This window comes from Bacillus cereus group sp. BfR-BA-01379 (assembly GCF_022663605.1).
GTDB lineage: Bacteria > Bacillota > Bacilli > Bacillales > Bacillaceae_G > Bacillus_A > Bacillus_A mobilis.
This window is the reverse complement of record NZ_JAKUFT010000052.1, coordinates 24919-34831: the sequence shown is the minus strand read 5'-3', so window position 1 is coordinate 34831 and position 9913 is coordinate 24919. Positions and strand designations below refer to the sequence as shown.

The window sequence follows — 9913 nt, the reverse complement described above, 5'->3', positions numbered from 1 at the left end:
TGAAAATAGATAAATTGACAAGAGAAAAGTACTTTGTGTATATCACAGGTGCTTTTTATTTTCATTGTGATATAGGGCTTGAATTAAATTTTTACACTAAAATATATACGGCAAAAAAGGGGGGAGTTCATTGCACAAAGTTATTTATGGAATATTAATTTTAATTTATACTTTGTATTCATTTTTTGTAAGTGATGGAAGTGAAGTAAGGTTTATTATGGTGTTAACTATAGTACTTATCTTTTCTGTGGTTTTAGAAAAAGGAAATGCAAACAAAACGACTGATTAAAGGTCTTTTTGTTTGCATTTTTTAGTTGGCTATTACAGTCCAGATGTTTTAGGGATAGCACCAAATCGCCATCAAGCTTAAAGAACGATTTATCCCCAAACAATAAAAATGATCCTTTTATTACAAGTTAGCACCAAATTTCGTTTTTGGGACACTATTAAATTTTTAGTTGATGAAAACACCCATCTAAAATAGAAAACATTTAACCTATTATCATTTATTCCGTAGCTTTTAAGGTATTTAACACGACTTTGGTTGCGTCTGCAATAAGTTTATCATCGTATTTAGCATCTTCTTTATCATGATTAGAAAGTATAGCAAGAACAATCGGCTTTTTATTTGGTGGCCAAATAATTGCGATATCATTTCTTGTTCCGTAAGATCCCGCGCCTGTTTTATCAGCTACTTCCCATCCTTTTGGTACGCCCGCACGAATCAATTTATCTCCAGTTGTATTTCTCTTCATCCAATCTACTAATAGTTCACGTTTTTCTGTTGGAAGTGCAGTCCCTAATGTAAATGATTGAAGCGTCTTAGCTATTGCTTCTGGTGTACTGGTATCATGTGTTTCTCCTGGATGCACTTCATTTAATTCAGGTTCAAATCGTTCTGAAGTAGTAACAGTATCTCCCATTTCTCTCAAGATTTTTTCAAATTCAGAGGGACCTCCTAACTGTTTAAGAATCAAATTATGTGCTGTGCTGTCACTATATCGAACTGAAGCATCTGCAAGTTCTTTTAACGTCATTCCTGTATCAACATGCTTTTCAGTAATTGGATTATAATTAGAAAGATCTTCATGAGTATACGTAATCCTTTGATCAAGAGCTTCTAATGAGTTCTTGCGTAAAAGAGCGCCCACAGCTAATGATTTAGATGTAGATGCAAATGCAAAACGATCATCTGAATGATAGGCAACAGTTTGATTTGTACCTGTGTCCAGTGCATAAATACCAAGCTTAGCATCATATTCTTTTTCAAGTTTAGCGAAAGATTGATTACCTGTATTTTCTTGTTTAATTTGATTAGATTGATTCGTTTGCTTAGGTGGTTCAGATTGAGTATTACTATTGGAACAGCCTATAAGTGATACACATGAAAGTAATACTACAGGCACAATCTTTTTGTAATGTAAAATGTTAAAGAACTTGTTTAAAACGAACATAAATTTTCAACCTCTTTCAAGAATATATGGATTTTGTCTAGGTATTCTAAATACCAATGCAATTAAAGATGGCATAGGGTAACAATACTACTGTAGCTGAAATTTCACAGGTTAAAGGACATCCAAAACGTTTATCCCGCTATTTGCCGGGCAGTAAGACCACCACTGATTAAAGTTTCACTTTATATGATTGATAAGTCACGGTTTGGGTTATTTCTTTTTTGTTTTCACTTGTAATGGTTCACCTGTGAAAGTATCACAATACATGTTTTTTACCTTTGGGAATAATAAGTCCTTTCATTTTTTGTAATACATAAAAATAGATGTCAAACGGGATATGTTGTATCCAATCTGGACAACTCATATTAGAAATACACTTATTAGACACTCTAAGTAATAAATTTGTTCCACTTTAAGATGAGGAAGAATTTGGGGTTTTTAAAATAACAATGGAACTACGTGTTTTTTCGTCATACAAAAACCTCTACATATAAGTAGAGGTTTTTAAATTGCATATTAGTGAATTATGCTTTTTTAGATAAACGAAGATAATAGAATACATAATTTTAACTAGACTTATTATTAACTAATGTATCCCCACCAAGCTCCGCCTCAATCTGCGAAGTCTTCGATGACTCATCCATGCGCCAATACGTAATAAAGCTGATCGCGATACATCCGGCTACGTAGAAGTAGAATAGTGATTCCATTCCGATACTCTTTAGCCATAATGCGATGAACTCAGCTGTTCCGCCGAATATCGCAACGGTTAGTGCGTACGGTAAACCTACGCCGAGTGCGCGAATTTCAGTTGGGAAGAGTTCTGCTTTTACAATTGCGTTAATCGATGTGTAACCAGTAACGATAATGAGACCGACCATCATAAGTAAGAACGCTACGATTGGTTCTGTCGTTTTTTCCATGAAGAAGAAGATTGGTGCTGTTAGTAATGTTCCGAGAATACCGAAAGCCATTAATAGTGGGCGGCGTCCAATTTTATCGGATAATAGCCCCGCAATTGGTTGAAGTACGACGAAAATAAGTAGTGCGGCAAAGTTAATCCAGCTTACAACTTCTTTCGGCAGACCGACTGTGTTTACCATGAATTTTTGTAAATATGTTGTGTACGTATAGAATGCGACAGTGCCTCCTAATGTTAGGCCGACTACTGTTAATACTGCTTTCGGATGTTTCATAAGCGCGCGAACGGTTCCTGCGTTTTCGCGTTTTTGTGATTTTATGTTTGCGAACTGCTCCGATTCATCCATTGTGCGGCGAAGCCATAATACAGCTACTGCACCCATCGCTCCAATAATGAACGGAATGCGCCATCCCCAAGCTTTCATATCTGGTTCGCTTAGTAATTGCTGAAGAACAATTTGAACACCTAACGCAACCATTTGCCCAGCAACGAGCGTTACATATTGGAAGCTTGAATAAAAGCCGCGGCGACCACTACTAGCCATTTCAGATAAATACGTTGCGGAAGTTCCGTACTCTCCGCCAAGTGATAATCCTTGTAGTAAACGGGCAAGAACTAAAATAATTGGTGCCATAATACCGATACTTTCGTAACTCGGTGTACAGGCGATAATTAAAGAACCACCGGCCATAACCGTAATGGAAAGCGTTAATGCTGCCCGGCGTCCATGCCGATCCGCATAACGTCCCATTAATAAACTTCCGATAGGGCGCATTAAAAATCCAACTGCGAAAATAGCCGCTGTGTTCAGTAACTGACTCGTTGGATCTCCTTTAGGAAAGAACTCCGCTGAGAAGTAAACAGCGAAAGCAGAGTAAACGTACCAGTCATACCATTCAATTAAATTGCCGACTGAACCTTTGAAAATATTGCCGGCGACTCGGTTTGATTTTGCTTGAGCCATAATAATTCCTCCTCTTGCTTATAAATAAAATGATAATTATGAAAGCGTGTTCATCATAGTTGGATTGTACTGTCTATAAAATAAAATCTCAATATTATGACAATTTTATTCTTTTTGTACTTTATGTACATGGAGAGTTTTAATAGTTGCTTCATTATTCGTTTTGTCATAATAATAGAAAAGGAGATTGATAGTTTTGAATATTTTATCAAAGGATATGAAGTATGAAGAAATCACGCAAAGTGTCATTACAAACGAAAATAGTAAGCTTAATTATCGCGTTAATTTTATTTGTCGTTCTCCTATTAGCGGGAATATTTGTTTACATTCAGTCCGTTGATACGAAGCGCCAAGTGGAACAGTTAGCGCTGCAAACGGCGAAGTCGCTCTCTTTTATGCCAGCTATAAAAGATGCCTTTCAAAATAACGAGCATAAAAGTACGATCCAATCCATTGCAGAACAAGTTCGTGAGCAAGCTGGTGCAGATTATGTCATTATAGAAGATCGCTTTGGGGTTATGTATTCCCATTCTAATTCGGAGTTAATTGGCACAAAGAGTAACAATCCATATAACTATGAAGCACTCACTTTTGGTGGCTATTATACGCTCGAAGGAAATGGTGAAAGTGGTCCTGCTTTAATGGCGAAGGCGCCCATTATTGTTCATAACGGAGACTACGATCAAGTAGTAGGTGTTGTGACAGTAGAGTTTTTAATAAAAGGTATTGAATCTAACATACTGAGCAGAACGAAAGAAATTATACTCTTTTCCTTAGCTGTATTACTAGCTGGCATTGTTGGCGGTATTCTTTTAGCACGTAGCATTCGTAAAGATACACTCGGTTTAGAGCCGAATGAAATCGCGGCGTTATACAGGGAACGAAGTGCGATACTACTATCTATAAAAGAAGGAATTATCGCCATTGATCAAAATGGTTTTATTACGATGATGAACACGTCTGCAGAGGAGATGCTACATGTAAATGATGATTATATGCAGCAGCACATTTCAAAAGTTTTACCGGAATTTAATATGGAGAGAGTGTTAGAAAACGATCAAGAAATCGCATTTCAAGATAAAGTGTTTATTTTAAACATGACACCGATACTCGAAAATAACAGTACGGTAGGAGTTGTATGTAGTTTTAGAGATAAAACAGAACTGCAAAACTTAGTGAATACGATATCTGAGGTAAGAAAGTATTCCGAGGACTTACGCGCTCAAACACATGAATTTACAAATAAACTTTTCGTCTTATCAGGATTACTTCAGTTAGGACATTACAAAGAAGCGATTGAATTTATCCAGCAAGAATCTAATATTCATCAAAGTCAAAACCATATTTTATTCCATCAAATTCATGATGCGAAAGTGCAAGCTATTTTATTAGGGAAAATCGGAACAGCATCTGAGAAGAAAATTGATTTTCATATTGAAGGAGATAGTGCCCTTCATCCGTTACCAGACCATATAAAAGTATCGCACCTTATTACGATCCTTGGAAATATAATCGACAATGCGTTTGATGCGGTGAGTGGGCAAGAGGAAAAGAGTGTTTCCTTCTTTGTTACGGATATTGGGCACGATATTGTGTTTGAAGTGATAGATAGTGGATCAGGAATACCAGCTGAAAAAATCACGACTATTTTTCAAAAAGGTTTTTCAACGAAAGGAAACAATCGTGGCTACGGACTAGCGAACGTAAAAGAAATGGTAGATGTACTAGAGGGAACAATTGAGATTCAAAACGAGAAAAATTGGGGAGCGATTTTTACAATTTACCTTCCGAAAACATTGAGAGAAAGTATATGACAAACAGGGGGATGGGAATATGTTGAAGGTTGCAATCGCAGAAGATGATTTCCGCGTCGCGCAAATTCAAGAGGAGTTTTTATCGAAAATAAAAGACGTAAAAGTGATTGGAAAAGCATTGAACGCAAAAGAAACGATGGAACTACTACAAAAGGAAGAAATCGATTTGCTTCTATTAGATAATTATTTGCCAGATGGAATCGGAACAGACTTATTACCGAAAATCCATGCTGACTTTCCAAACGTTGACGTCATTATGGTTACAGCGGCAAATGAAAACCATATGTTAGAAAAAGCAATTCGAAACGGCGTAAGTAACTACCTTATAAAACCGGTCACGTTAGAAAAATTCGTTCGCACAATTGAAGACTATAAAAGAAAGAAGCAATTATTACATAGTAACAATGAAGTGAATCAAGCACTCATCGATAACTTCTTCGGCATTTCGCAAACACAGGACATAAAAAACTTACCGACAGGTGTGGATCCGTTAACACTGCAAAAAGTGAAAGGCATTATAAAAGGATTCGAAGAGGGTATTACAATAGAAGAAATGGGAGAACAAATGGGTGCCTCCCGAACAACCGCAAGAAGATATTTAGAATACTTAGTAGTGACAAACGAATGCACAGTAGAGTACACATACGGCATTATCGGACGACCAGAACGAAAATATCGCATAGGACGAGGACTATGAAAAATCGATTATTACTATATATATGGATCATGACAGGAGTAATAGCTGGTTGTTCTGTAGAAAAAACGAACAAGAATAAAGTGAACATAGAAGAAGTAGAAATCGTTGCGCCGAACGTTCAAGGAGCCGGATGGGACTTAACAGCACGAGCGATGCAAAAAACGCTGACAGAAGAAAAGATCTTCACAAAACCAATCACTGTCACAAACAAAGTAGGTGGCAGTGGTGATGTCGGATGGAAATATACGAAACAAAAAGGCGGTCACGTACTCGCGATTAACTCAAGCTTACTCATAACGAACAACCTACTAGGCCACAGTAAACTAACATATAAAGACTTCACACCTCTCGCAACACTCGCATCGGACTGGGAAGTCGTTGTCGTATCAAAAGACTCAAACATAGAAAACGCAAAACAACTAATGGAACAACTAAAACAAAACAAGGAAAACTTCAAAATCGGCGTTGCCCCAGGCCTAGGAAACGACGATCACCTATCATTCGTACAAGTAAGCAAAGCATTCGGCATAAACCCAGCCGAACTACAATTCTTCGTCTACGAAAACAAAGAAAAAATCATAAATGCCCTAACGAACAGACAAATAAACACCGCAACCATGACCCTATCCGAAGCCGAAAAACAATACAAAACCGGCAAAATAAAAATACTAGCCGTATCCGCACCAAAACGACTAGACCGACTACCAGAAATCCCAACATGGAAAGAACAAGGAATCAACGTCATCTTCCAGCACTGGAAAGGAATTATGGGCCCGAAAGATATGACGGAGGAAGAGGTTGCTTATTGGGATAGTGTTATTAAACGGATGGTGGAGAGTGATAGTTGGAAGGGGATTTTGAGGGAGCGGGGTTGGGAGAGTTTTTATAAGGGGAGTGGGGAGAGTAGTTTAGGGTATGGTGAGTTGGTAGGAGGAATTAGATTGAAATGATGGGAGGTAGTACTTCTACAATAAGCTATGTAAAAGAACACCTTCTCACTGTGTGTACTAATCATGTGAAGTGAGAAGGTGTTTTTTTACGGTTATAGAAATTATAGATTAAGATTAAATCATTCGTTAACGTTATTGGCGACAACAGAAGCAATATAAGAACTATTCAACCAATAACACTGCTTTGTAATTTGCTGTCCATCAGGTAAAGTGACCTTGTCAGCCCCGTTACGAGCTTTTGGTCGAATATGTGCAACGCCGTTGAAATTCATTTTTGGTAGGTTATTTATTTCAACGGTTTTATCACCACGTGTTTTATATTCAAGTTTAATACCTTCATTTACCACTGTGTTTACTTCTTCCCAAAGTTCACGTATTTCTTTTTCTATTGTAAGGACAGGCATGTTCCAAAGTTTAATACCTTTAAAGTAGAGCTCGCGATTTGGGTTTTCTTTTTTTGTTTGTTTAAATTCAAAAATTACAAATAAAAATTTGGTTTGGTAGAAGCGTTCTCGAATTTCGCTCTCTTCCCATGCTTCATTTGTCCATTGATGAAAATCAATAGTTTCAAATGACATGCTTTGTTCTGGTTTTCCGTTTGGCTCTAGGCGGACTGTTTTAAATTCTATATTTGCTTTAGCGAATTCTTCAATATTAGTAAGACGTGTGTTTTTAATACCTAGTAAAGAGCTTACCAGTGATGGAATGAAATTTTTTGCAGTAGGTTTAGAATCTATTTCTAGTGAATGGGCAATCTCTTTATCTGTTAATCCTATATAAGGTTCGAATTTTGAATGAAGGAATTCCTCTAATGATTTTCCTTTTAAGTCGTTTGCTGTTGTGAAGCTTATTAACTCTTCATTTTTGATATATCTACGAACTAATGTAGTCATATAAGATGGTTTTAATGAAAATGCTCGTTGCATTGCTTGTATTTCGGAAAATGGTTGTGGACGAATTGAATTTTTATTTGCTCCTTTTGTACAGGCTCCCAAATAATTTGTATCGCCTTCAGATAACTCATGTGCTCTTCCAGAACGAATCTTAGATACGATTGTTTCCCAATCTTGTTTTATTATTTCTAAGTCAGCTTCAGGATATGAAAATAGAACACTCTTTGCGATATGGAAGTCTTGACGATTTAAATCTGCTTTCCATTCGTAAAACATAAGTAATAATTTTTTGTTCTTTTCCCAGAAGCTAGACTCTTCAAAAGATGTATTAACTTCCTCCATGTAGTTAATGATATTTAAAACTAAGCGTTCTTTAGCGGATAAAGAACCATTTTTATTGTGTTTAAAAGGTGTTACTTTTAGTTTAACTCCAAGGTTTGTAAAGTTAATATCCGCATCTGAGGCGCTTTCATACCCAAAAAATCCTTCTTTGACTAACTGACCAAGTTCACCTTTAGAATTTGCTGTTGTAAGTTTATTTGTTGAATCAATGTCACTAAATTTGTGTCCTTCAGCTTTTTTTGCTTTTAACATTAGTTCATCTAGTGTAACGTATGTAACCATAGTAATCCCCTTTCGTATTCTATATTAATTAGTTTGCTTAGAAACCGTTAAATGAAAAGTTGTGATATAATAAAAAGCTGTTTTAATTTTATAGAGATAAAAATTATGTAAAGGAAAATCAGAGGATTTCTTACTAAATAAGATATGGAAATCCGAAATCTATATTATGGAATAGAAGTGTTTACTCTCATAATGGAGGGATTGATCTTTTCCTTACTTTTTATTATAATGAAGCATAAAGAAATAAAACACCGAAGGGATGTTCGTGTATTTATGGTGAAAGTAGTAGAACTTTTTGCGGGAGTGGGGGGTTTTAGGTTAGGACTTGAAGCGAACGAGAATTTTGAGATTATTTGGGGGAATCAATGGGAGCCCTTAACTAAAGCGCAGCATGCATTTAATTGTTATGCCACTCAATTCGAAAATAAAGGAATACATGAAAATAAAGATATAGCAGAGGTTTGGCCAGAAATACCTGAGCATGATTTATTGGTAGGTGGCTTTCCATGTCAAGATTATTCAGTAGCACGCACAATATCAAATGAAAAAGGGATACAAGGGAAAAAAGGTGTTCTTTTTTGGGAGATAATGAACATAGTTAACTCTCGCAAGCCAAGATTTGTTTTGTTAGAGAATGTAGATAGATTATTGAAATCACCAGCAAAACAAAGAGGTCGTGATTTTTCCATTATGCTGGCGAGCTTTAGAGACGCAGGGTACGCAGTGGAATGGCGAGTTATTAACGCTGCGGATTATGGGAATTCACAAAGAAGACGAAGAGTATTTATTTTCGCGTACTTAAAAGAATCTCATTTTGCATCAGTTCAAAGTGAAATGAAGTCGTTAGAGATATTATGTGGAAATGGATTTTTCGCTCCGATTTTTAATGTGCATGAAGCGCCTGAAGAAAACAAAAAAAGAGGGCAATTTGAGTTGCCGGTCGATATTATTGAGGTTTCTGATACATTTAAAGCTGAATACTATAATTCTGGCGTGATGATAGATGGACAAGTATATACTGAAGAAGTAGTTCCAGTAACTGAAAATCCAAAGACTTTAGGTGAGATTGTTCAGAAAGCATATAATAAATTTGGTCCTGCAGATGAATCATATTACTTGAAAATGGATAAGGTTAACAAAAAGGGAAGAACGGAATTTGAGGAACTTAAGTACCTTAAAGGGCCTAAAAAAGAAGAAAGAATATCAAAGGCGACAGGTCATAAATATTTCTACTCTGAGGGAGGGATGGCTTTCCCTGATGTTTTAAATAAGCCTGGACGTACAATGTTAACAAGTGAAGGGACTTGTAATAGAAGTTCTCATGTAATTGAAGATCCTTACACAAAAAAACTAAGATACTTAACACCAGTTGAATGTGAGTTGTTAAATGGATTTCCGATGGATTGGACGAATACAGGTATGCCACAAAGAAACAGGTACTTTTGTATGGGAAATGCTTTAGTGGTTGATTTGGTGGAGCGAATGGGTCAAAGGATTTTAGAGATTAACAAAGAAGAAGAGAAGATGGATAGTGTTGTACAGTTAAGTTTATTTTAGAAAGTAAATGTAGCATGTTTTTGTGAAAAATTTAAAAG

General features: G+C 36.3%; 8 protein-coding genes. 5 read left to right on the top strand and 3 right to left on the bottom strand.

What is annotated here, in order from left to right; all coding sequences use genetic code 11:
- Positions 1–130 precede the first annotated feature (130 nt).
- On the top strand, positions 131–289 hold the full coding sequence (locus MR113_RS18775; RefSeq protein ID WP_002087303.1) for a hypothetical protein: 159 nt from the start codon (positions 131–133) through the stop codon (positions 287–289).
- 217 nt (positions 290–506) lie between these two features.
- Here MR113_RS18775 and blaIII read toward each other — a convergent pair whose 3' ends face one another.
- Both blaIII and MR113_RS18765 read right to left on the bottom strand, forming a co-directional pair.
- On the bottom strand, positions 507–1454 hold the full coding sequence (gene blaIII, locus MR113_RS18770; RefSeq protein ID WP_242256118.1) for a class A beta-lactamase BlaIII: 948 nt from the start codon (positions 1452–1454) through the stop codon (positions 507–509).
- Between the two features lie 566 nt (positions 1455–2020).
- Positions 2021–3340 (bottom strand): MFS transporter, encoded by a 1320-nt coding sequence (locus tag MR113_RS18765; protein WP_242256115.1) that lies wholly within the window; start codon positions 3338–3340, stop codon positions 2021–2023.
- Positions 3341–3564: 224 nt separating this feature from the next.
- Here MR113_RS18765 and MR113_RS18760 point away from each other — a divergent pair, with 224 nt between their 5' ends.
- The 3 genes from MR113_RS18760 to MR113_RS18750 are packed head-to-tail and all read left to right on the top strand — an operon-like array spanning position 3565 to position 6801.
- Positions 3565–5154 (top strand): ATP-binding protein, encoded by a 1590-nt coding sequence (locus tag MR113_RS18760; RefSeq protein ID WP_242256113.1) that lies wholly within the window; start codon positions 3565–3567, stop codon positions 5152–5154.
- 19 nt (positions 5155–5173) lie between these two features.
- A complete protein-coding gene (locus tag MR113_RS18755; protein WP_242256111.1) occupies positions 5174–5851 on the top strand; it encodes a response regulator in 678 nt (225 codons plus the stop codon).
- A complete protein-coding gene (locus MR113_RS18750; RefSeq protein WP_242256110.1) occupies positions 5848–6801 on the top strand; it encodes a tripartite tricarboxylate transporter substrate binding protein in 954 nt (317 codons plus the stop codon). The genes MR113_RS18755 and MR113_RS18750 overlap by 4 nt, the downstream gene beginning before the upstream one ends.
- Positions 6802–6920: 119 nt before the next feature.
- Here MR113_RS18750 and MR113_RS18745 read toward each other — a convergent pair whose 3' ends face one another.
- Positions 6921–8318, bottom strand: coding sequence for a Sau3AI family type II restriction endonuclease (locus tag MR113_RS18745; RefSeq protein WP_242256108.1), 1398 nt, complete (start codon positions 8316–8318; stop codon positions 6921–6923).
- 273 nt (positions 8319–8591) lie between these two features.
- Here MR113_RS18745 and dcm point away from each other — a divergent pair, with 273 nt between their 5' ends.
- A complete protein-coding gene (dcm, locus tag MR113_RS18740) occupies positions 8592–9875 on the top strand; it encodes a DNA (cytosine-5-)-methyltransferase (protein WP_144650016.1) in 1284 nt (427 codons plus the stop codon).
- Positions 9876–9913 lie beyond the last annotated feature (38 nt).

Coding starts and splice junctions, on each gene's coding strand:
- blaIII (WP_242256118.1), bottom strand. CDS start 1,454: ATGTTCGTTTTAAACAAGTTCTTTAACATTTTACATTACAAAAAGATT.
- MR113_RS18765 (WP_242256115.1), bottom strand. CDS start 3,340: ATGGCTCAAGCAAAATCAAACCGAGTCGCCGGCAATATTTTCAAAGGT.
- MR113_RS18760 (WP_242256113.1), top strand. CDS start 3,565: ATGAAGAAATCACGCAAAGTGTCATTACAAACGAAAATAGTAAGCTTA.
- MR113_RS18755 (WP_242256111.1), top strand. CDS start 5,174: ATGTTGAAGGTTGCAATCGCAGAAGATGATTTCCGCGTCGCGCAAATT.
- MR113_RS18750 (WP_242256110.1), top strand. CDS start 5,848: ATGAAAAATCGATTATTACTATATATATGGATCATGACAGGAGTAATA.
- MR113_RS18745 (WP_242256108.1), bottom strand. CDS start 8,318: ATGGTTACATACGTTACACTAGATGAACTAATGTTAAAAGCAAAAAAA.
- dcm (WP_144650016.1), top strand. CDS start 8,592: ATGGTGAAAGTAGTAGAACTTTTTGCGGGAGTGGGGGGTTTTAGGTTA.